This window comes from Xanthomonas sp. JL1, assembly GCF_038405005.1.
Window position 1 is genome coordinate 38,398 of the sequence record NZ_JBBYGR010000055.1, and the last position, 21,316, is coordinate 59,713.

Annotated in this window: 15 protein-coding genes, 1 other RNA gene and 1 pseudogene; 11 read left to right on the forward strand and 6 right to left on the reverse strand. The window is 65.2% G+C overall.

The annotated features are described in order from the left end of the window. Positions 1-22 precede the first annotated feature (22 nt). Both WJW29_RS13170 and WJW29_RS13175 read left to right on the forward strand, forming a co-directional pair. Positions 23-2,419 carry an EAL domain-containing protein gene (locus WJW29_RS13170; RefSeq protein WP_011408052.1) on the forward strand — a complete coding sequence of 799 codons (2,397 nt, stop codon included), beginning with the start codon at positions 23-25 and terminating at the stop codon, positions 2,417-2,419. A gap of 156 nt (positions 2,420-2,575) precedes the next feature. Next, positions 2,576-3,298 (forward strand): pseudouridine synthase, encoded by a 723-nt coding sequence (locus WJW29_RS13175; RefSeq protein WP_011258331.1) that lies wholly within the window; start codon positions 2,576-2,578, stop codon positions 3,296-3,298. Positions 3,299-3,485: 187 nt separating this feature from the next. Here WJW29_RS13175 and WJW29_RS13180 read toward each other — a convergent pair whose 3' ends face one another. The 3 genes and pseudogenes from WJW29_RS13180 to WJW29_RS13190 all read right to left on the reverse strand — a co-directional run bounded on the left by WJW29_RS13180 (position 3,486) and on the right by WJW29_RS13190 (position 5,645). Beyond that, a complete protein-coding gene (locus WJW29_RS13180; RefSeq protein WP_229002714.1) occupies positions 3,486-4,250 on the reverse strand; it encodes a DMT family transporter in 765 nt (254 codons plus the stop codon). Positions 4,251-4,676: 426 nt separating this feature from the next. Further along, positions 4,677-4,753: non-coding RNA, sX9 sRNA (locus WJW29_RS13185), on the reverse strand. A gap of 58 nt (positions 4,754-4,811) precedes the next feature. Next, positions 4,812-5,645, reverse strand: a pseudogene (locus WJW29_RS13190) (DUF72 domain-containing protein). Between the two features lie 572 nt (positions 5,646-6,217). Here WJW29_RS13190 and rraA point away from each other — a divergent pair. From rraA to WJW29_RS13205, 3 genes are all read left to right on the forward strand, one after another. Next, a complete protein-coding gene (rraA, locus tag WJW29_RS13195) occupies positions 6,218-6,718 on the forward strand; it encodes a ribonuclease E activity regulator RraA (protein WP_011258334.1) in 501 nt (166 codons plus the stop codon). Continuing rightward, the gene (locus WJW29_RS13200) at positions 6,660-8,336 is read left to right on the forward strand and encodes a serine hydrolase (protein ID WP_075241746.1); all 1,677 of its coding nucleotides are present in this window, start codon (positions 6,660-6,662) and stop codon (positions 8,334-8,336) included. Before rraA ends, WJW29_RS13200 begins: the two co-directional genes overlap by 59 nt. Positions 8,337-8,482: 146 nt before the next feature. After that, a complete protein-coding gene (locus tag WJW29_RS13205) occupies positions 8,483-9,748 on the forward strand; it encodes a cation:proton antiporter (RefSeq protein ID WP_011258336.1) in 1,266 nt (421 codons plus the stop codon). A 58-nt stretch (positions 9,749-9,806) separates the two neighbouring features. Here the strand turns inward: WJW29_RS13205 and WJW29_RS13210 are convergent, their stop codons facing one another. Then, positions 9,807-11,000 carry an ATP-binding protein gene (locus tag WJW29_RS13210; RefSeq protein ID WP_011258337.1) on the reverse strand — a complete coding sequence of 398 codons (1,194 nt, stop codon included), beginning with the start codon at positions 10,998-11,000 and terminating at the stop codon, positions 9,807-9,809. Beyond that, complete coding sequence (locus WJW29_RS13215) at positions 10,997-11,686, reverse strand: response regulator (protein ID WP_012444424.1); 690 nt, start codon at positions 11,684-11,686, stop codon at positions 10,997-10,999. Before WJW29_RS13215 ends, WJW29_RS13210 begins: the two co-directional genes overlap by 4 nt. A 105-nt stretch (positions 11,687-11,791) precedes the next feature. Between WJW29_RS13215 and WJW29_RS13220 the strand changes: the two genes are divergently transcribed. From WJW29_RS13220 to WJW29_RS13245, 6 genes are all read left to right on the forward strand, one after another. Continuing rightward, positions 11,792-13,261 carry an efflux transporter outer membrane subunit gene (locus tag WJW29_RS13220; protein ID WP_033013597.1) on the forward strand — a complete coding sequence of 490 codons (1,470 nt, stop codon included), beginning with the start codon at positions 11,792-11,794 and terminating at the stop codon, positions 13,259-13,261. A 19-nt stretch (positions 13,262-13,280) separates the two neighbouring features. Beyond that, positions 13,281-14,117, forward strand: a complete 837-nt coding sequence (locus WJW29_RS13225) for a MipA/OmpV family protein (RefSeq protein ID WP_011258340.1) — start codon at positions 13,281-13,283, stop codon at positions 14,115-14,117. 25 nt (positions 14,118-14,142) lie between these two features. Continuing rightward, complete coding sequence (locus tag WJW29_RS13230) at positions 14,143-15,246, forward strand: efflux RND transporter periplasmic adaptor subunit (RefSeq protein WP_011258341.1); 1,104 nt, start codon at positions 14,143-14,145, stop codon at positions 15,244-15,246. Next, positions 15,243-18,299 carry an efflux RND transporter permease subunit gene (locus WJW29_RS13235; protein ID WP_044756980.1) on the forward strand — a complete coding sequence of 1,019 codons (3,057 nt, stop codon included), beginning with the start codon at positions 15,243-15,245 and terminating at the stop codon, positions 18,297-18,299. The genes WJW29_RS13230 and WJW29_RS13235 overlap by 4 nt, the downstream gene beginning before the upstream one ends. Positions 18,300-18,364: 65 nt before the next feature. After that, positions 18,365-18,955 carry a plasmid pRiA4b ORF-3 family protein gene (locus tag WJW29_RS13240; protein ID WP_011258343.1) on the forward strand — a complete coding sequence of 197 codons (591 nt, stop codon included), beginning with the start codon at positions 18,365-18,367 and terminating at the stop codon, positions 18,953-18,955. A 131-nt stretch (positions 18,956-19,086) separates the two neighbouring features. Further along, positions 19,087-20,919, forward strand: a complete 1,833-nt coding sequence (locus WJW29_RS13245) for an ABC transporter ATP-binding protein (protein WP_011258344.1) — start codon at positions 19,087-19,089, stop codon at positions 20,917-20,919. Between the two features lie 75 nt (positions 20,920-20,994). On the opposite strand, the gene WJW29_RS13250 is transcribed toward WJW29_RS13245, so the two are convergent. Next, the coding region (locus WJW29_RS13250; RefSeq protein WP_075242545.1) for an IS5/IS1182 family transposase at positions 20,995-21,316 on the reverse strand (322 nt) is incomplete at its 5' end.

The window sequence follows — 21,316 nt, forward strand, 5'->3', positions numbered from 1 at the left end:
GGGCGGCGAAGGACGGACGGCGATGGCGCAGGCAAACGGCGGTGGACAGATCATGCAACTGGTGCGTGGCTGGCTGACGCTTCCTCTAGCGCTCTTGATCGGTATTGCCGTCTGCATGGCGGTGGTCTCGGCGCTGCTGATCGAAATTCAATCCGGCGCCACCGCCTGGATCGTTGGCCAGAGCCATTGGTCCAACGCCCAGCAGGAATCGGTGTACTGGATGGAGCGCTACCTGGGCAGCGGCAATACAGCCGATCTGCAATCCGCTTGCCGCGTGCTGGAAGTGCCGCTGGGCGATCGTGCGGCGCGCGTGGCGATCGAACAACCGGTGATCGATTGGGACGCGGTCTACGCTGGTCTCGGCGCTGGTCGCAATGCCCGTGAGGACATGCCGCATATGGTGCGGCTGTATCGTTATGGGCAGCAGTTTCCGTATCTCGGCGACGCCATCGCGCTGTGGAAGCGCACTGACGGCGACGTCCTGCAACTGAGTGCCTTGGCCGATCGTGCCGCCTCGGTACAGGCCGCCACCCGGCCAGACCCGCGCGCATTGCAGGCACTGCGCGATGAGCTGCATGTGCTGGATGGCCGCATGCGCCGCGATGCTTCCCAATTCCTGGGCTATCTGACCCGCTGCGCGCGGCTGCTGCACGATGTGATGGTGGTCTGCAGCCTGGTCACCTTGCTGCTGGTGCTGATCACCTGCGTGCTGGCCATGCGGCGCATCCGCGATTACCTGCTGTCGCACGAAGGCCGCTTCCGCACCGCGTTTCAGCAGGCGGCGCTGGGCATGGTCAAGTTCGATCTGCGCGGCAACGTGCTCGATGCGAACGCGTCGATGGCCAACATCCTGCTGTACCGGCCGGAAGAGCTGCAGGCCTGCACGCTGGCCGAGGTGATGCACCCGGAAGACATCAAGCTGGACAGCCGCGGCATGCTCGATTGGCCCAAGCTGCTGCAGTCCGGCGAGAAGCGCTTCGTCCGCGCCGACGGTGGGGTGATGTGGGGCCGCTGGAGCGCATCGCTGGTGGAGCCGGGGCCGGAAGAGCCGACCCTGGTGCTGGCGGTGATCGAAGATGTGTCGCATGCGCACGACCTGGCCGACCAAGTGGCCTTCCATGCGTGCCACGATGCGCTGACGGGGCTGATCAATCGGCATGAAATCGAGCGCCGGCTGCAGCTCCTGATCGAACTGCCGCGATCGCCGCAGATGTGCCATGCGCTGTGCTTTGTCGACATGGACTATTTCAAGCTGGTCAACGACACCTTCGGGCATGCAGTCGGCGACAAGTTCCTGTGCCACTTTGCCGATGTGATCACCATGCAGTTGCGTCCCGGCGACTGGCTGGGGCGTCTGGGCGGCGATGAATTCGCCATCCTGTTGGCCAATACCGATTTGCCGCAGGCGCGCGCCTTGCTGGAGGGCATGCACGCCGTACTCGGGCAACCGTGGAGCCATCAGGGCGGGCGACCGCTGACGCCGAGCTGCAGTTTTGGTGTGGTGGAGATTCGCCAGTCCGCCAGTGACGTCAATAGCTTGATGACCGCTGCCGATCTGGCCTGTCATGCGGCCAAGGAAGAAGGGCGCAACCGCATTCGCTGCTTCAACGAAACCGATGTGGCGCTGGCGCAGCGCCGCCACGACGGTGGCTGGATCAGTGCGGTGCAACTGGCCATCGCCGAAGAACGCTTGCTGTTGTACGCGCAGAAAATCCAGGTGCTGAGCGACCCGGGGCGGCTGCAGTACGAGGTGCTGGTGCGTATGCGTGCCAGCGACGGGCGGGTGCTGAGTCCGGGTGAATTCCTGCCGGCCGTGGAGCGTTACGGCTTGGGGCGCATGGTCGATACCTATGTGCTGGAATCCTTGTGCGCGCAGCTGTCGGCCAACCCGATGCATCTGGCGATACTGGACCTGTGCCACGTCAATCTGTCTGCGCAATCGATCGCGCAACCGGATTTTCTCGACTTCGTCTGTGCCCTGTTCGAACGCTACCCGGCCCTGGTGCCGAAGCTGTGCATGGAGATCACCGAGACCGCGGTCATCGGCGACCTGGAACATGCGCAACGTTTCGTGCAGAGCGTGCGTGCGCGTGGCTGCCACGTGGCGCTGGACGATTTCGGCAGCGGCATGGCCTCGTTCGGTTATCTCAAGCAATTCACCGTGGACGTGTTGAAGATCGACTGCGGCTTCGTGCGCAACTACGCGCACGATGCGGTGGATCGTGCGGCGGTGCACTCGATCGCCCAGGTCGGGCTGGCGCTAGGCATTGAAGTGGTGGCCGAAGGTGTGGAATCGGAGGCCGACATCCCCGGGCTGCGCGACGCTGGCGTAGGCCAGGTGCAGGGCTTCAGTCTGCATCGTCCCTGTCCGCTGGAAGAGCTGCTGCACCCGCCGCAGCTGGTGCCCGTGTCTGGATAAGGCGTCTGAGCATGCGGCTGCACGCAGCATCAGACGGGCGCTGCGTGTACCCATCTGGCGAGTACCAACTGCCGATTGCCGATTGCCGATTGCCGATTGCCGGTCTGGGCAGCTGGCATGGCGCACGGCCTGCGCTAAATCGCCGATAATTGGCAGATGACGACGCGACTCAACAAATACATAGCCGAAACCGGCTTCTGCTCACGCCGCCAGGCCGATCGCTTGATCGGCGAACGGCGGGTGACCGTCAATGGCGTGCCCGCCGGCACCGGCGCGGTGGTCGGCGAGGAAGACACCGTGCTGGTGGATGGCCAGCCGCTGCGCGTGCGCGAGGCCAAGAAGCTCGGTGGCCGCAAACATGTCTACATCGCGCTCAACAAGCCGGTGGGCATCACCTGCACCACCGAGAGTTCGGTCAAAGGCAATATCGTCGAATTCGTTGGCCACGAGCAGCGCATCTTCCCGATCGGCCGGCTCGACAAGGAGTCCGAAGGGCTGATCCTGATGACCAGCAACGGCAACATCGTCAACGAGATTCTGCGCGCGGAAAATCGCCACAAGAAGGAATATCTGGTGGCGGTCAACAAGCCGGTCACCGACGAATTCCTGCGTGGCATGGCGCGCGGCGTGCGTATCCACAACGAGACCACGCTGCCATGCCACACCGCGCGCATCGCCAAATTCGGCTTCCGCATCGTGCTGGAGCAGGGCTTGAATCGGCAGATCCGCCTGATGGCCGCCGAGTTTGGCTATCGGGTCACGCAACTGCGCCGCGTGCGCATCGACAACATCAAGCTGGCCGCGCTCAAGCCAGGGCAGTGGCGCAACCTCAGCGATGCGGAATTGCGCGGCCTGCTGCCGCAACGCACCGACTGGTAAACCCGGCAGACGCGCCGACCGCGCCGCCGCGTGTCTGTCGTCCGCCTGCTGATCACGCCGGCCTGGCAACGGCTCAAGACGAGCGCTGCAGCGCCCACGCCCCGCGCTAGAGCATCAGCCGCAGCGTGGCTTTTGAGACGTAACAGTTGCTGCGCGCGACGTGCGCTGTCGCATCACGTCGTGCAAGTCAGTCAACGATGTTTTTCGCTTCGGCCGTTCCCAGCAATTCCGGATGCACTACCTTGCGCCGACGCTCCAGCACCGGATGCAGGAATACTGCGCCAAGAATGATCGCCACGCCGAGATAGAACTGCAGGGTGAGTTCGCGTTGTTCGCCCAGCAGCGCGATCGCCAGCACGATGGCGTAGACCGGTTCGAGATTGGTCACCAGCTGCACCGAATAGGCGCTGAGATGGCGCAGTGCCACCAGCGCCAGCGCGAACGGCAGCAGGGTGCAGGCCAGTGACAGTGCCAGCAGCAAGACGCCATCGTGCAGGCTGGGCACGACCAGTAGATCGCCGTGCAACGCCGGCAGCAGCAGCGGCATCGCCGGCGCGAGCAGGGTCAAGGTGAGCGTGCCGGCGCCGAGTTCCAGCGCGGTGACGGTGAGCGGGTCGGCATGCGCCACCATGCGTTTGTTGAGCGAGCCGAATAACCCGACGAAGACTGCCGAGATCGCGCCGACCACCACGCCGGCCCGCATGCCCTCCGGCACCCCGCCAACGACGAGCGCCACGCCGGGCAACACGGCCAGCCCGAACAGCAGCTCGCGCGGGCGGAACGGGCGCTTGGTCACCCACGGCTCGATCACCGCCGTAAAGACCGGCGCCAGCGCGATGCAGGTCGCCGCTACCGACGCATTGGCCAGCTTGATTGCGTCGTAGAAGGTGAGCCAGTGCAGGGCAACCAGCGCGCCGATGCCGCAATAACCGAGCACCACACGCGTGGCCACAAGGCTAGCGCCACCACCACGATCAACATGCGCCACCACACCAGCGGCAATGCCTGCAGCGTGATCAGTTTGCCCAGGATCGCGGTGATGCCCCAAAGCAGCACGCAGAAATGGATTTGCAGTTGCGCCTTGCGCAGGTCGGTCGTGGGCATGCGCCATTGTCGCCGAAAACGCGTTGATCGGCGTTGCAAGGGCGGCGGATGCGGGGCGCAGCGGCGGGTTAAGGGAATGGCGAATGTGACTGCCGGGCAGTCATCGCGCGGCCGGTCGCCAGCCATCGCCCACCCGCATCGCGGCAAGTAGAGTCAACCAGCGATTTGGCACATCACGCCGCGATCGAGTGCTCCACCCCAGTGATCGCCACTGCACCCCAAACACAGCCGCATCATGCATCGCCGATTGCGCCGCATGCGCGGGGCCAAGAGCGGCCAAGCAGACGTAGCAAGCAATCGTCAGGCGGGCGTGGACGGCACACTCAAAACCGGTATGTGCGCGCAGTACATGCCGCATCGGGCACCGGGCGCACCGTCTGCCGGCTGCGCCATCGTGTTGCCAGCTGCTCTAACGTGTCGATAGCTCTTTCAACAACGCCATCGCTGCCGCAGGGTTGCGCTCCTTCGCCGCACTGATGAAAAACACGAAGACCTCGCGTGGCTGACGTGCTGGCGCTGCCGATGCATCCACATGCGGCAGATCGGCCGGGTCGTCGCCACCTCGCCAGGCCTGGATGCGCTCAGCCCAGCGCGCCAATGCCGGCGCCGGATATCCCGCATGCAGGCGCGCCTGGCTGCGCATCAAACGCGCATAGACAAAATCGGTGGACAGATCCGCGAACGAGGGATGCTCGTGCGAATCGGTGAATACCGTGGCCACACCGTGGCGGCGCACCAACGCCAGCAGCGGTGCATCCACCGCATCGCGGTCGCGAATCTCCAGCACATGGCGCAGCGCACGCGTGCCCGCACGCTTGGGCAGCAATGACAAAAACGCGTCCAGGTCGTCGGCCTGCAGCCGATGCCCTTGTTCGAACTGCCACACCAGCGGTCCCAGGGTGTCGCTGAGCTCCACAATGCCGCCGATGAAGTCTTCCACCGGCGCCTTGGTGCCGGCCAGCTTGCGTGCCTGGGTGATGCGGCGCGGCGCCTTGGCCGAGAAGACGAAGCCCGGCGGCACTTCATCGCGCCACGTTGCGTAGGTGGCCGGCTTCTGCGTGCCGTAGTAGGTGCCATTGATCTCGATGGCGGTGGCGTGGCGGTTTGCGTAGTCCAGCTCGCGGCGCTGTACCAGCCCTTCCGGCTAGAACATGCCCGCGCGCCACGGCGCATACACCCAGCCACCGATGCCGATATGGATGCCGTCGAGGGCGGGTGGGGCGGAAGCGAACAGATCGGTCATTGCGTGGATACTCGCTGGCGGGGGCGTGGGCCATGACAGGTTCTTCGGCAGGTGCAATGCGCCTCGTCCGATCATAGCCGCGGTGCCGATGGTGCGATGCGAATCCGGTGTCGCCGTGGGCGACCGTTGCGCGGTGCAAGGGTTGAGCCTGCATGGGCATCGTTGCGTGGCGGCGTCGCTATCGTTGTGGGAAGGCGAACGACGACAGCGCTGACATGGCGCATGGGCATTGCAGCCTGTCGGAGACGATCTGGGTAAGACGTCAACAGCGCAGTTGTCGGCAACCGCAGCGGCCGCGTCATGCGCGTCGATGCGCCAGAGCTGCGCATTCGCAGTGCGCGTTCTGGGCTGTCGCGCCGGGGGCTGTTCGCGTATGCGCCACTGAAAACGGCCAGCACGCAGCACACGACGCGCGGCGCGCCCACCGCAGCGGCAACCAAGAAACCGCAGGGCTACGTACTGCCCACATCCGCGCACCGCCGCTGCCTGGGTGCTTACGCGGCGCCTCACAGGTCGCCCGCACACCGCCGCGGCCGGCTACCATGCCAGCTCTGCCGCGCGAGACTGCCCCGATGACCTGGACCACGCCTGATCTGTGTGACCGCTACCCCGAGGTGACGATTGCCGAGCCGCCGTTTCGCCATTTCGGCGGGCGCACCGTGTTCTGCGGGCCGATGGTCACGGTGCGTTGTTTCGAAGATAACTCGCGGATGCGCGAGCTGGCCGCCACGCCGGGCGATGCCCGGGTGCTGGTGGTGGACGGCCAGGGCTCGCTGAAGCATGCGCTGCTGGGCGACCAGATCGCGGCCAACGCGGTGGCGAACGGCTGGGCCGGCGTGCTGATCCATGGCGGCGTGCGCGATGTCGAGATGCTTGCCTCGCTGCCGTTGGGGGTGCTGGCGCTGGCCGCCTGTCCGCGCCGCACCGAGCGACGCGATCTGGGCGATGTGGATGTGCCGGTGAGTTTTGCGGGCGTGCCCTTCGTTCCAGGCCATTGGCTGTATGCCGATGCCAATGGCGTGCTGGTGTCGCCGCAGCCGTTGTCGTTGGATGGCGCCAGCGGATCGATCTGACCGAAAACCTGAGGGCGATGCAGTGACCTTGAAGCGATGGCTGAGTGGGGGCGTGCTGATGGTGGCAAGCTTGGTGGCGACAACGCACGCGGCCGAACTTCCCGCCGGCATGCAGCAGTTCGACGTGCAGATGGAGCGTGTGCGCAAACAGTTCGATGTGCCAGGTATCGCGGTGGCCATCGTCAAGGACGGCCAGGTGGTGCTGGAGCGCGGCTACGGCGTGCGCGAGACAGGCAAGCCCGCGCCGGTGCAGGCCGACACCTTGTTTGCCATTGCATCCAACACCAAGGCCTTCACTGCCGCATCGCTGTCGATCCTGGCCGACGAAGGCAAGCTCTCGCTCGAGGACAAGGTCATCGACCATCTGCCGTGGTTTCGCATGTCCGACCCGTATGTGGGCGGCGAAATGCGCATCCGCGATCTGCTGGCGCACCGCAGCGGCCTGAGTCTGGGGGCGGGCGACCTGTTGTTCTGGCCCACCACCAGCTACACCACCGAAGAAGTCGTGCAGCGCCTGGCCAAGGTGCCGCTGAAGGGCGGTTTTCGCGACCGTTATGCGTACGACAACATCCTGTACGCGGTCGCGCAAAAGGTGATCGAGCAGGTCTCCGGACAGAGTTACGAGGCGTTTCTGCAGCAACGTATTTTCGCCCCGGTGGGCATGCGCGGCACGCGCTTCAACGCCGACCATCTGCAGGCTGGCGATCACGCTGCAGTGGGGCATGCCAAGTACGACTTCACCGAGTTGCGCACGGTGGCGCCGCTGACCTGGTCCAACAACTCCGGTGCCGGCGGCATTTATTCCAGTGCGCACGACATGGCGCTATGGATGAACGTGCAACTGGCCGGCGGCATCCTGCCCGATGGCAAACCCTTGTTCAGCGCCAAGCGTCAGCACGAGATGTGGTCGATGATCACGCCGATTCCGATCGGTGAGGTGCAGTTGCCCGAGTTTGCCGCGGCACGGCCGAACTTCGCCGGTTACGGCGAGGGCTGGAGCTTGAGCGATTACCGTGGCCATCGCATGGTGTGGCATACCGGTGGCTGGCCCGGCATGGTGTCGCGCCTCACGCTGCTGCCGGATCAGAAACTGGGCGTGGTGGTGTTGACCAACCAGGAAGTGGGCGCCGCATTCAACGCAGTGACCTTCCAGGTGCTGGATGCGTTCTTGCGGGTGCCGCCCACCGATTGGACGGCCGCTTACGCCAAACTGGTGGAAAAGGCCGACAGCGATGCCGATGCCAGCTGGAAGAAGCACCAGGACGCACGTGCGGCGCGGTCCACCCCGTCGTTGCCGCTGCGCAGTTACGCGGCCACCTACCGCGACCCGTGGTACGGCGATGTGGTGATTGTCCAGGACGGCAAGCGGCTGCGGCTGCAGTTCGCCAAGACCGCCCAACTCGTGGGCACGCTGGAGCATTGGCAGCACGACAGCTTCATCGTGCGCTGGGACGACCGCTCCTTGAATGCCGATGCCTTCGTCAATTTCTTGCTGACGCCGGATGGCGCGGTGCGCGAGATGCGCATGGAGCCGATTTCGCCGCTGACCGATTTCAGCTTCGATTTCCAGGATCTGGTGCTGACGCCGGTGCCGACCGAAACCGCTGCGGGCAAGTGATGCAGGCAGGTGCGCGTAGCCGCCGCGCTGCGTCTGGCGGGCCCAGGCGCGCGCTTGGGCCCGGATAGCCACCGGCAACTGCATGCTATCGAAGCGCGGCATGTCCGGTTACGATCTGCGCACTTTTCAGGGATGTTGCCGCACGCATGACCACTGCGCAGATGTCGGTGTATTTCTTTTTGCAGGCTGCCGCGATCTTGCTGGTGTGTCGGCTGGTCGGCATGCTGGCCAAGCGCCTCGGACAGCCGCAGGTGGTGGGCGAAATGATTGCCGGCGTGATGCTGGGGCCCTCGCTGTTCGGCTTGCTGGCACCTGGCGCGCAGGCGGCCTTGTTCCCCAAGCAGACCATGGACGTGCTGTACGTGTTCGCGCAGTTCGGCGTGGGCATGTACATGTTTCTGGTCGGTACCGATTTTCGCAGCGATCACTTTCGCGCGCGCTATCGCAGCGCGATGAGCGTGTCGCTGGCGGGCATCGCGGTGCCGTTCCTGCTGGCGTTTGCCATGTGCCCATGGTTGATCAACGTGGAAGGCCTGTTCTCGGAAAAGGCCAAGCTGATGGAAGCGTCGCTGTTCCTGGGCGCGGCGATCGCGATCACCGCCTTCCCGATGCTGGCACGCATCATCCACGAGCGCGGTCTGGCCACTAGCCCTTTGGGGACCTTGGCGTTGACCGCTGGTGCGTTCGACGATGCGTCTGCGTGGTGCATTTTGGCCGTGGTGCTGGCCAGCTTCGGCGGCAGTTGGGGCAGTGCCTACCTGGCCATCGGCGGCGGCATTGGGTATGCGGTTTTCATGATTTTCGTCGGCCGGCATCTGCTCAAGCGGCTGGCCGATCATGTGGTGCCCGGCCAGCCGCTGAGCAATAGTGTGTTGGCAGTGGTGCTGATCCTGTTCTGCGTCAGCGCCTGGGCGATGGACGCGATCGGTATCCACGCGGTCTTCGGTGGTTTCCTGCTCGGCGTCTGCCTGCCCAGAGGCGCATTGACCGAGAAGCTGCGCGAGATGCTGCAGCCGTTCGTCGTGGTCTTGCTGCTGCCGATGTTCTTCACCTATTCGGGCTTGAAAACCCAGCTCAGCGTGTTGCTGCAGCCGCAGATCATGCTGGCCGGCGTGGCGATCCTGGCCGCCTCGTTCATCGGCAAGGGCGTGGCCTGCTGGGCAGCGGCGCGTACGACCGGCGAGAACAACCGCGACGCGATGGCGATCGGCGCGCTGATGAATGCACGCGGGCTGATGGAGCTGATCATCATCAACATCGGCTTGCAGGCGGGTGTGATCGAACAAGGCCTGTTCTCGGTGCTGGTGCTGATGGCGATCCTGTCCACGTTGATGGCCACGCCGTTGTTCAACTGGATCATGCGTCGCCACGCCCACGTGAGCGACGCGGTGCCGAGCCTGCAATCGCGGTGATAGCGCGCAGTTGTCTGCTGTGGCCGGCAACTGCAGCGGCGTGCGCGTTTGGGGGGCGTCAACGCCCCAGCGGTAACCGCACGCCGGCCAGCAGGCCACCGCCGGGGCGGTTGCTGACGACCAGCCGGCCATCGTGCGCCTGGCAGATGGCCGAGGCGATCGCCAGGCCCAGGCCGCTGCCGCCGGAATGCCGTGCGCGCGAGCTGTCGGCGCGCCAGAAGCGGTCCAACAGATGCGGTAATTGCGCAGGCTCTACGCCCGGCCCACGGTCGCCCAAAGTGAGCTGCACGCTGGTGCCCTCGCGGTGCACCTCGATTTCCAGCAGCTTGCCGGCTGCGGCGTAGCGCAACGCGTTATCGATGAGGATCGACAACACCTGGCCCAGCCGGTGCCGGTCGGCACGCAAGCGCAGCGGGGGATGCATGGGGTAATGGATCGCCATCTGCGCCTGGCGCAGCGCCGGCCCCGCCCACTCGATGCGTTCGGCGACGAGCTCCCGCAGCTCGACACTTTCCGGCTCCAGCACCAATTGGCCGGCACGCGCCAGCGACACCAGGTGCAAATCCCCGATCAGGCGATTGATCTGCTCCAGCTGACGATGCACCAGCCGCAGTTGCTCGGGTTCGCGCGGGAAGACCTCATCCAGCATGCCTTGCACGCGTCCCATCGCGGCATTGAGCGGGGTGCGCAATTCATGCGCCAACATCGCGCTGGAGTCGCGTAATTCGCGCTCGTACTGCTGCAGCCTGCCGCTCATCGTATTGAAGTCGTCGGCCAGGGCGGTGAGCTCGTCCGGTGCGCCGCGCACCACGTGTGCGCGTGCGCCGAAATCGCCATCGCTGACCCGATGCGCCGCGAAAGCCACCTGCGAAAATTGCCGCGACAGCGGCCGCGACGCGAGCAGGCCGCAGAACAGGATGACCGGGACCGAGATGGTCATCATGGCGCCCAGCATCCACCAGTCCGGATTGGCCAGCCCGGGCAGGAAATTTTCAATGTCGTAATAGCGCTGGAACAGCTCCCACAGGCGGGCCTGGTTGGCCCTGGGCTGCGCGATCAGCTGGGAGATCTCGGCACGCGGCTCGGCGGGCACGTTGCTCAGAATCAGGCTGTAGCGAAGATTGAAATAGCACCACATGCCGAAGGCGATGACCATCATGGTCAGGACCGCCAGCGCGCTCATGCGCAGCCCCACCCACCACCACAGCGGGGCCTGGTTGCGCCACGCATGAAATCGCCGCAGCGCCTTCATTGAAAGCGGTATCCCACTGCGCGTACGGTGACCAGCACGCCGGTGATGCCATGCACTTCAAGTTTGCGGCGTAGGTTGTGGATGTGCGAATCCACCACCCGTTCCAAGGCATCGCTGTCGGGCAGGCAGGCGTCGAGCAGTTCGCTGCGCGTAAAGGCCTTGCATGGGGTCTTGAGCAACAGCGCGAGCAGATTGAATTCGGTCGGTGTCAGATCCAGCGCCACGCTGTCGCCGTTCTCGCCTTGCACGCTGGCGACCACCGCGGCCGGATCCACGCTCAGCCGGCCGTGCTGCAAGGGCTCGCCCGGCGCACGCACGGCCACACTTCGGCGCAGTACGGCATGTACGCGTGCCACCACTTCCTTTGGGCTGTACGGCTTGACGACATAATCGTCGGCCCCGTAGCGCAGGGCGCCGAGCTTCTCCGGTTCGTCGCCAATGGCGGTGACCATGATCACCGGCGTGTCGCTGGCACGGCGGATTGCCGACAGCACCTCGATGCCGCTGAGCTTGGGCAGCATCACATCCAGCAGCACCAGATCCGGTGCCCATTGCCGGTGCAGCTGGATGGCGCGTTCGCCATCGCCGGCCACCGCCACATCGAAGCCGTCGCGGCGTAGATAGGCCTCCAGAATGCTGGCGCTATCGGCGTCGTCTTCTACCAGCAGAACCTTTTTGCCTGTCATGGCGTGTTGCCCTGTCGTCTCGATCAAATCTGGATAATTCCCGAAAACAACCTGGACGCTGCGGGTCGAGGATGTCGGTCGAGATTGGCTCTGTGCTCCGACATCATGATTCCACAAATTATTCCGCATCGTTGGTCTTGCGTGTGCCTGGTTGCCGCCAGTGCGGTGCTGGCGGCTGGGTGCTCGCTCACGCCGGCCTACCAGCGCCCGGCGGTCAGCGTGCCGGCCACGTTCGGCAGTCCGCAGGCTGCATCCGCGCCGGCATCCGATCGGACCGACGCCAACGCGACGACCACCGTCGCTTTGAACGAACAAGCGCGCGCGTTCTTGCAGCGCTTCGCACCAGACCGCGACCTGCGGCCTCTGGTTGAACGTGCGTTGGCGCACAACGGCGATGTCCGCCGCGCTGCGTTGCAGGTAGAGCAGGCGCGTGCGCACTCCGGTATCGCGCAGGCGTCGCGACTGCCGGCGCTCGCCGTCGGCGCACAGCAGCTCCGGCAACATTTCGACAACCCGGCGCTGGATGCGCGGTACCAGCAGGACCTGGTGATTGCCAATGCCGGGATCGGCAATTTCGAAGTGGATTTCTTTGGCAAGCTGCAGGCGATGTCCGAGGCCGCACGCCAGCGTTACCTGGCCAGCACCTACGGCCGCGATGCCGCGCGTGGTGCCCTGATTGCTGAGGTGCTGCGTGCCTACACCGCCGAGCGCACCACTGCGCAGGCGCTGCAACAGCTGCAATCGCTCGATGCCGACAGCGCTGCGTTGCTTGCCATTGCCGAGCGGCACTATCAGGTGGGGCTGATTGCGCGCGACGAGCGCGATGCGCAGCGCCGTCAGGCCGATCAGGCCCATGTGGCGGCCTTGCAGGGCAACGACAATCACGCTGCGGCGGTGCGTGCGCTGCAGCTGCTGGTCGGCTACGACAGCACGCCGGTACCCGGCGATCTGCAGGGTCTGATCGCTGCTGATACGCCTGCCAGTGCCTGGCGCGCCCTGGATTCGTCGCTGTTGCTGCAACGCCCGGACATCCAGCAGGCCGAGCTGGAGTTGCGCGCGGCCAATGCCGATATCGGCGCGGCGCGTGCGGCGTTTTTTCCGTCGATCACCTTGAGCAGCAGCGTGGGCACTGCCAGCGACGGATTGAACGGTTTGTTTTCCGCAGGCCACGGCTTGTGGAGCTTCATGCCGCAACTGAATCTGCCGTTGTTCGATGGTGGCCGTAACCGCGCCAATCTGGAGTTGGCGCAGGTGCGCAAACGCGCCGATGTCGTCGCCTACGAGCAGGTAATCGAGTCTGCATTTCGTGAGGTCGCCAACGCGCTCGACGCGCACGCCACTTTGTCGCAGGCCGAGCCGCGCGCGCGCGCGCAGGTCGAACGCGAGCAACTGCGTCTTGCGCGAATGCACGCGCGCGTGGATGCCGGTCTGGAAGACCGCAGCGCGCTGCTGGCCGAGCGTACGCGCATCGCCCAGACCGAACTCGATTACCTGGACACCGCACGTCAGCGCGTGCTGAGCCGTATTGCGCTGTTTCAGGCGTTCTACGGCGTGCGCCTGCCCACCGCTTCCTGACTTCCGCCGGAGACTTCCGATGAATGCAACGTCCTTCAATCGCCTGCGTGGCACCCGTGCCGTTCGCACCAGCGTCCTCGCCTGCATGACCGCCATTCCGTGCATCGCGCATGCACAAACCGATCTGACCGGGAGCTCGCGCCTGCTGGGAGACCGGACTGAAATCACTGCGGGCGCCGCAGCAGTGGCCACGCCAGACTATGCCGGTGCCGAGCGCGCACGCGTGCAATTCAATCCGGTATTGGTGGTGCAACGTGGCGTGCTGTTCTTCGACACGGCGCGCGGCGCCGGCCTGCAATTCCAGAGCAACTCTGGCTTCTACATCTCGCAATCGCTGTATTACGACCTGGGCCGGCTGCAAAGCGACAGCAACTGGCGGCCGGGCTCGCGCCTGCTGGCGGGCATGGGCGATGTGCCTGGGTCGGTGACCGCACGCACGCTGGTGATGCAGCAGGTGACGCCCTACGTGAACGTCAATGCAGAGGCGGAATGCGCACTCAGGGATGCAGCGCGCCGCAACCGCTATCGCGCCGGTGTGGAGTTCACCCTGCTGCATCGCGCCAGCGACACGGTGACCCTGGATCTGGATGTGCATGGCGGCGACCACCGCTTCAATCAGGCCTCTTTCGGCGTCACCGACGCGCAAGCGGAGCGGACGCGTTTTGCGGCGTTCAACGCCGGATCCGGCGTCTACGCCGCCGCGGTCGGTGGCAGTTGGACGCATTCGGTGGGCGACCACTGGGCCACCACGCTGGGGGTCACCGGCACGCGCTACCTGGACAACGCCGAAGACAGCCCGCTGGTGGCACGCCGCGCGGTGGTCGGCGGCACCTTTGCACTGACCTACAGCCGCTGAGCGGCACAGACCGGGGGATCGAAGGATGACGATGTTTTATCGCGGCCTGGTGTGCGGCACGTTGCTGCTGGCACTAGCCGCCTGCAGCGGGCCGGACGCGCCCGCCACCGAGACGCCGCGCGCGGTGAAGCTGGAGCGCTTTGGCGCCGGCAGCGATAGCCCACTGCAGGTGCCGGCGCTGGTGCGCCAGGAACAACGCGCCGAGTTGGCGTTCGAAGGGGCGGGCCGTCTTTCTGCGGTATTGGTGGATGTGGGCGACCGCGTGACCCGCGGGCAGGTGCTGGCGCGCCTGGACGATGAACCGCTGCGGCTGCGCGAACAGCAGGCCGACGCACATGTGCGCGCGGCGCTGGCGCAGTCTGGCGAGCGGCAACTGCAACTGCGCCAACAACAGGCGATGTTCGATGACGGTGCCAGTTCTCATGCCACCTTGACTGCCGCGCGCGCAGCGGCCGATGCCGCCAGCGCGCAGTTGCAGGCGGCCAGGGCCGACCTGGCCATGGCCCGCCGTGGTACGCGTCTGGGCGAATTGCGCGCGCCGTTCGATGGCAGCGTGGTGGCACGCCTGCAACAGCCGCAGGCAGATGTGGCAGCGGGGCAGACGGTGCTGCAGGTGGAAGGGCAGGGCCATGTGCAACTGGTCGCCACGCTGCCGGCAGCTGCCGGCCCCGATCTGGTGCCCGGGCAAACCGTGCGCGCGCGTCTGGCTGATGTAGGCGCCTTGCCGATCGCGCTGCGTGTGCGCAGTCTTTCCAACCGCCTGGACAATGCCGCAACGGTACAGGCGTTGCTCGAGCCGGTCGCTGTAGCGCCTGCGCTGCGCAGCGGCGACAGCGTGCTGCTGGCATTGCCCACACGTGCCGCTTCCACGCCCAGCGTGCCGTTGTCGGCGGTCGTGCCGTGGCTCAATCGGCAACAGGCCAGCGTGTTCGTTTACCAGCCGGCGAAGCGGGCCGTGATCGAACGTGCGGTCGACCTGGGGACGATCGTCGGCGAGCGCGTCCAGATCCTGCGCGGGCTGCGTGCAGGCGAGCAGGTCGTCAGCGCCGGGGTGGGCTTTCTGGTGAGCGGCCAGCCGGTGACACCACTGCAGGTACAGACCCAACTGAGCGGAGGTCGCTTGCCATGAAGCTGACCCAGATGGCGATGCGCTCGAGCCGGCTGACGTTGTTTGCGGCAGCGCTGATCCTGATCGGCGGCATCGTGGCGTTTGTCGGCTTCCCCTCGCAGGAAGAACCGTCGGTGACCGTGCGCGACACGCTGGTCTCGGTGGCCTATCCCGGCATGCCCAGCGAGCAGGTGGAGAACCTGCTGGCGCGCCCGGTTGAAGCGCAGCTGCGTGAGCTGGCCGGCATCAAGCGCATCGTCACCACGGTACGCCCGGGCAGCGCGATCGTGCAGCTGACCGCCTACGACGATGTGCAGGATTTGCCAGCGCTCTGGCAGCATGTGCGCGCCAAGGCCGCAGAGGCCGGTGCGCAATTGCCTGCCGGCACGCTTGGTCCGTTCGTCGACGACGACTTCGGGCGCGTGTCGGTGGCCTCGATTGCAGTCACCGCGCCAGGCTTTTCGATGAGCGAAATGCGCGGCCCGCTGCGGCGCATGCGCGAGCAGTTGTATGGCGTGCCCGGCGTGGAGCAGGTGAAGGTGTTCGGCCTGCAGGACGAACGCGTGTACGTGTCGTTTGATCGCGCGCGCCTGCTGGCGAGCGGCCTGACCCCGTCCAGCGTGATGGCGCAATTGCGCGCGCAGAATGTGGTGGGCTCCGGCGGACAGGTGGCGGTGTCCGGATTGGCGCTGACCGTGGCCACGTCCGGCGAAATCCGCACGCCCGGGCAGTTGCGCGGCGTTCTGCTGAGCGTACCGGGCGCTTCTGTCGGCGGTAGCCGCGAAGTGACCCTGGGCGAGCTGGCACAGGTGCAGGTGATGCCGGCCGACCCGCCGCAAAGCGCGGCCGTTTACCAGGGCCAGCCGGCGGTGGTGGTCTCGGTGTCGATGCAGCCCGGCAGCAATATCGCCGATGTCGGCAAGGCGCTGCGCGCCAAGCTCGACGACACCGCGCGCCAGCTGCCTGTCGGCTTCACCCAGCACGTGGTGAGCTTTCAGGCCGATGTGGTCGAGCGCGAGATGGGCAAGATGCATCACGTCATGGGCGAGACCATTGTCATCGTCATGGCGGTGGTGATGCTGTTTCTGGGCTGGCGCACCGGCTTGATCGTCGGCGCGATCGTGCCGCTCACCATCTTCGCTTCGCTGATCGTCATGCGCGTGCTGGACGTGGAGCTGCAGACGGTCTCGATTGCCGCCATTATTCTTGCGCTGGGCTTGTTGGTGGACAACGGCATCGTCATTGCCGAAGACATCGAGCGCCGTCTGGTGGCCGGCGAGGAACGCCGCCAGGCCTGTATCGATGCGGGCCGAACGTTGGCGACGCCCTTGCTGACTTCGTCGTTGGTCATCGTGCTGGCGTTCTCACCATTCTTCTTCGGCCAGACCAGCACCAACGAATATCTGCGCTCGCTGGCCATCGTGCTGGGCGTGACGCTGCTCGGGTCGTGGTTGCTGAGCATCACGGTGACGCCGCTGCTGTGCATGTACTTCGCCAAGGTGCATGTCACCAAGCGCGATGAAGCCGAATCGCGGTTCTATCGCGGCTACCGCCGTGTGATCGAACGTGTGCTGCAGCACAAGGCGCTGTTTATCTGCGCCATGGCGGCGATGCTGGCGTTGGCGATCACCGTGCTGGTATCGATTCCGTACGATTTCCTGCCCAAGTCCGATCGCCTGCAGTTCCAGATGCCGGTGACCTTGCAGGCGGGCAGCGACGCACGCGAAACCCTGCGCACGGTGAGCGAACTCAGCCGCTGGCTGGGCGACCGCCGCGCCAACCCCGAGGTGGTGGACAGCATCGGCTATGTCGCCGATGGTGGGCCGCGCATCGTGTTGGGCCTGAACCCGCTGCTGCCGGCCGCCAACCAGGCGTACTTCACGGTCAGCGTGCGGCCGGGCACCGACATCGATGCGGTGATCGCACGGGTCCGCACGCATGTGCGCAGCCATTTCCCCGCGCTGCGTGCCGAGCCAAAACGCTTCTCGCTGGGTGCCACCGAAGCCGGCATGGCGGTGTACCGCGTGATGGGCCCGGACGAAGCCGTGTTGCGTCGCAGCGCCGCTGCCATTGCCAGGGCGTTGCGGGCGGTGCCGGGCACCGTGGATGTGCAGGACGATTGGCAAGCGCGCATTCCGCGCTATGTGGTGCAGGTAGACCAGCTCAAGGCGCGCCGCGCCGGGGTGAGCAGCGAGGACATCGCGCAGGCATTGCAGGGGCGCTACAGCGGTGTGGACGCCACGTTGATCCGTGACGATGGCACCGATGTGCCGGTGATCGTGCGCGGTAGCGCACAGGAGCGCGCCGCCAACGGCAATCCGGCCGATACGCTGGTGTATCCGCAGGCAGGCGGCGCGCCGGTGCCGCTGGCGGCGATCGCCACGGTGCTGCGCGACAGCGAGCCGTCGGCGATCCAGCGGCGCAACCTCAGCCGTGCCATCACCGTCACTGCGCGCAATCTGCAACTGACCGCGACCGAGATCGTCGAACGACTGTCCGCGCCAATCGCTGCGCTCAAACTGCCACCTGGCTACCGTGTGGAGATTGGCGGTGAGCTGGAGGATTCGGCCGAAGCCAATCAGGCCTTGCTGCACTACATGCCGCATGCGCTGGGCGCGATCCTGTTGCTGTTCGTGTGGCAGTTCAACTCGTTCCGCAAATTGTGCATCGTGCTGTCGGCGGTGCCGTTCGTGTTGATCGGCGCGGCGCTGGCGCTGGTGCTCACCGGCTACCCGTTTGGCTTCATGGCGACGTTCGGTTTGCTGGCGCTGGCCGGCATCATCGTCAACAACGCGGTGTTGCTGCTGCAACGCATCGAGGCCGAACTTGCCGATGGCCTGCCACGCCGCGAGGCGGTGGTGGCCGCTGCGGTCAAACGGCTGCGTCCGATCGTCATGACCAAGCTCACCTGCATCGTCGGCCTGGTACCGCTGATGCTGTTCGCCGGCCCGCTGTGGACCGGGATGGCGATCACCATGATCGGTGGGTTGGCGTTGGGCACGTTGGTCACGCTGGGCCTGATTCCGATCCTGTACGACCTGCTGTTCGGTCTGCGCATGCGTCGCGGTGCCTGAGCTGCGCCTGCATTCGTCGGCCCTGCACGCCATACTCGCGGGCAGGCAGCAACAAACACGACACGATGACCAAGGCAAAAAAGAAGGCCACACAGCAGCCGGTGCAGGCACCGGTGTATCAACTGCATGTGGCATTGACCGGCAGTGCGCCGTTGATCTGGCGGCGCCTGCTGGTGTCGGGCGCGGCGCGCCTGGCCACGCTGCATCGCGTCTTGCAGCCGGTGATGGGCTGGAATAACACGCATCCCTACGAGTTCGACCTGGGCGTGGGGCGTTATGGCGAATCCGGGCTGGATGTGCCGGAGCGTCCACGGCTCAAACATGCTGGTCGTGTCACCCTGGAAAGCGCCCTGGGCCAACTGGAAAGCTTCGATTATTTCTACGGCGCCGGGCAGGGCTGGCAGCATCGCTTGCAGGTGGAAGCGTTGCTGCCGCCGGATGCCGGCCTGCGTGTGGCGCGCTGTGTGGAGGGCGTCAACGCCTGCCCGCCAGGGAGCAGCGGCGGCATTGACGACTATCAGACGCTGTTGCAGATCCTCGCCGACCCGGACCACGCGCAGCATGTGCAGGAATTGGCGACCTTGGGCGGGCGCTTCGAACCCGGGCATTTCGATCTGGCACAGGTCAACCGCGTGCTGGCGCGCGTGCGCGAGTAAGGCATGCGCGCCTGATCGTGGAATGCGCTGAAAACCGCGGCTTTTGCGCGCCATTGCGGCCCGACCAGCGCCACTGCGGCTTGACGCCCGATCGTTTAGCCTGAGCCCCCGGTTTTTCAGACGTTTGCGCAATGTTCCGCTGGTTCGAGTCCCTGATCGATATTTTCCCGCCCATCGAGCGGGAGATGCCGCCACGCAGTGTGTGGCGCTTTTATCTGCATTACCTGCGGCCCTTGTGGCCGATCCTGCTGGCCACGTTGATCGCCGGGCTGCTGCTGGCGTTGGTGGAAGTGGCGATGTTCGACTTTCTCGGTCGCATCGTCGACATGCTGTCCGACAAACCGGGACCGGACTTTTTCCGGCTCCATGCAGGCGAACTGATCTGGATGGCGGTGATCACGCTGGTCGCGCGGCCATTTTTCACGGGCTTGCACAATCTGCTGGTCAATCAGGCGATCGTGCCGGGCCTGAGCAACCGTTCGCGCTGGCTGATGCACAACTATGTGGTGCGCCAGAGCCTGGCCTTCTTCAACAACGACTTTGCCGGGCGCATCGCCAATCGCGTGATGCAGACCGGCACCTCGCTGCGCGAATCGGCTGTGCAGATGGTGGATGCGCTGTGGTACATCGTGGTCTACACCGGCAGCGCACTGTGGTTGTTCGCGCAGGCCGACACGTGGCTGATGGCGCCTCTGCTGATCTGGCTGGTGGTGTACGTGGCGCTGATGGCGTTCTTCGTGCCACGCATGAAGGCGCGCGCATGGATTGCATCGGACGCGCGCTCCAAGGCGACCGGTCGCATTGTCGACGGTTACACCAATATCTCCACGCTCAAGTTATTCGCTCATGCCGGCCGCGAACAGGCCTATGTGCGCGATGCCATCGACCAGATGGCGGTGAAGCATCGCGAGCAGACCCGGGTGACCACCGCCATGGACACCGCCATCGCGGTGGCGAACGGCTTTTTGATCGTGGGCACCTGCGCGCTGGCGCTGTGGTTGTGGAGCCGTGGGCAGATCAGTGTGGGCGCGATCACGTTGGCCACCGGCTTGGTGATCCGCATCCAGAACATGTCCGGCTGGATCATGTGGACGGTGAATGGCATCTTCGAAGATATCGGCACCGTCCAGGACGGCATGCAGACCATCTCGCAACCGGTGCAGGTGCAGGACGCACCGGATGCGTTGCCGCTGCAGGTGACCCAGGGGCAGGTGCAGTTCGAACACATCCACTTTCATTACGGCAAACGCGGCGGCGTGATTGCGGGGCTGGATCTGCAGGTGCGTGCCGGTGAAAAGATCGGCCTGGTCGGGCCCTCCGGCGCCGGCAAATCCACCTTGGTCAACGTGTTGCTGCGGTTGTACGACCTGGAGCAGGGCCGCATCCTGATCGACGGGCAGGACATCGCAAGTGTGACTCAGGACAGCCTGCGCGGCCAGATCGGCCTGGTGACGCAGGACACCTCGCTGTTGCATCGTTCGATCCGTGACAACCTGCTCTACGGGCGCCCGCAAGCCAGCGAGGCGCAGATTCTCGACGCCGTGCGCAAGGCACGCGCCGATACTTTCATCGACACGCTGATCGATGGCGAAGGCCGCAGCGGCTTCGATGCGCATGTGGGCGAGCGTGGGGTCAAACTCTCAGGCGGTCAGCGCCAGCGCATTGCGATTGCGCGGGTGCTGCTGAAGGACGCGCCGATCCTGGTGTTGGACGAAGCAACGTCGGCGCTGGATTCGGAAGTGGAGGCCGCGATCCAGGACAGCCTGGAGGCGTTGATGGGCAACAAGACCGTGATCGCCATTGCGCACCGACTTTCCACCATCGCACGCATGGACCGGCTGGTGGTGATGGACGACGGCAAGATTGTCGAGTCAGGCACGCATGCGGAACTGATCGCACATGGTGGCTTGTACGCGCGCTTGTGGGCGAGGCAGACCGATGGGTTCGTTGCGGCGGATGCGTGACGGAAAAAGCGACGCGTGAGGACACCCAACTGGGTGCGTGTGGCTTGAAAACTTGCCAATGGAAATTAGGGCCTGTTAACACATTCGAAGCCCATCAACGACCAGAACGAAGCTGAGGAAGCCAAGGAACATGACATCCAGCTTCTCGAAGCGCGTGAAAATCCGTCGGTAGCCCTTCAAGCGACGGAACAGCCTCTCCACTTCGTTGCGCCGCTTGTACATTTCCTTGTCGTACTCCCAAGGATCGACCCGATTGGACTTGGGTGGAACCACCGGCACGAAGCCAAGATCGAGCGCCAACTGGCGGGTTTCATTGCCTTCGTAAGCGCGATCCATCAGCAGATGAACCGGCCGCTCCACTGGCCCCAGGTGTTCAAGCAACGCGCGGCCTGCGGGT

Bases quoted from the DNA above. Each gene is read 5' to 3' on its own strand.
- WJW29_RS13170 (WP_011408052.1), top strand. From the start codon at position 23: ATGGCGCAGGCAAACGGCGGTGGACAGATCATGCAACTGGTGCGTGGC.
- WJW29_RS13175 (WP_011258331.1), top strand. From the start codon at position 2,576: ATGACGACGCGACTCAACAAATACATAGCCGAAACCGGCTTCTGCTCA.
- rraA (WP_011258334.1), top strand. From the start codon at position 6,218: ATGACCTGGACCACGCCTGATCTGTGTGACCGCTACCCCGAGGTGACG.
- WJW29_RS13200 (WP_075241746.1), top strand. From the start codon at position 6,660: ATGGCGTGCTGGTGTCGCCGCAGCCGTTGTCGTTGGATGGCGCCAGCG.
- WJW29_RS13205 (WP_011258336.1), top strand. From the start codon at position 8,483: ATGACCACTGCGCAGATGTCGGTGTATTTCTTTTTGCAGGCTGCCGCG.
- WJW29_RS13210 (WP_011258337.1), bottom strand. From the start codon at position 11,000: ATGAAGGCGCTGCGGCGATTTCATGCGTGGCGCAACCAGGCCCCGCTG.
- WJW29_RS13215 (WP_012444424.1), bottom strand. From the start codon at position 11,686: ATGACAGGCAAAAAGGTTCTGCTGGTAGAAGACGACGCCGATAGCGCC.
- WJW29_RS13220 (WP_033013597.1), top strand. From the start codon at position 11,792: ATGATTCCACAAATTATTCCGCATCGTTGGTCTTGCGTGTGCCTGGTT.
- WJW29_RS13225 (WP_011258340.1), top strand. From the start codon at position 13,281: ATGAATGCAACGTCCTTCAATCGCCTGCGTGGCACCCGTGCCGTTCGC.
- WJW29_RS13230 (WP_011258341.1), top strand. From the start codon at position 14,143: ATGACGATGTTTTATCGCGGCCTGGTGTGCGGCACGTTGCTGCTGGCA.
- WJW29_RS13235 (WP_044756980.1), top strand. From the start codon at position 15,243: ATGAAGCTGACCCAGATGGCGATGCGCTCGAGCCGGCTGACGTTGTTT.
- WJW29_RS13240 (WP_011258343.1), top strand. From the start codon at position 18,365: ATGACCAAGGCAAAAAAGAAGGCCACACAGCAGCCGGTGCAGGCACCG.
- WJW29_RS13245 (WP_011258344.1), top strand. From the start codon at position 19,087: ATGTTCCGCTGGTTCGAGTCCCTGATCGATATTTTCCCGCCCATCGAG.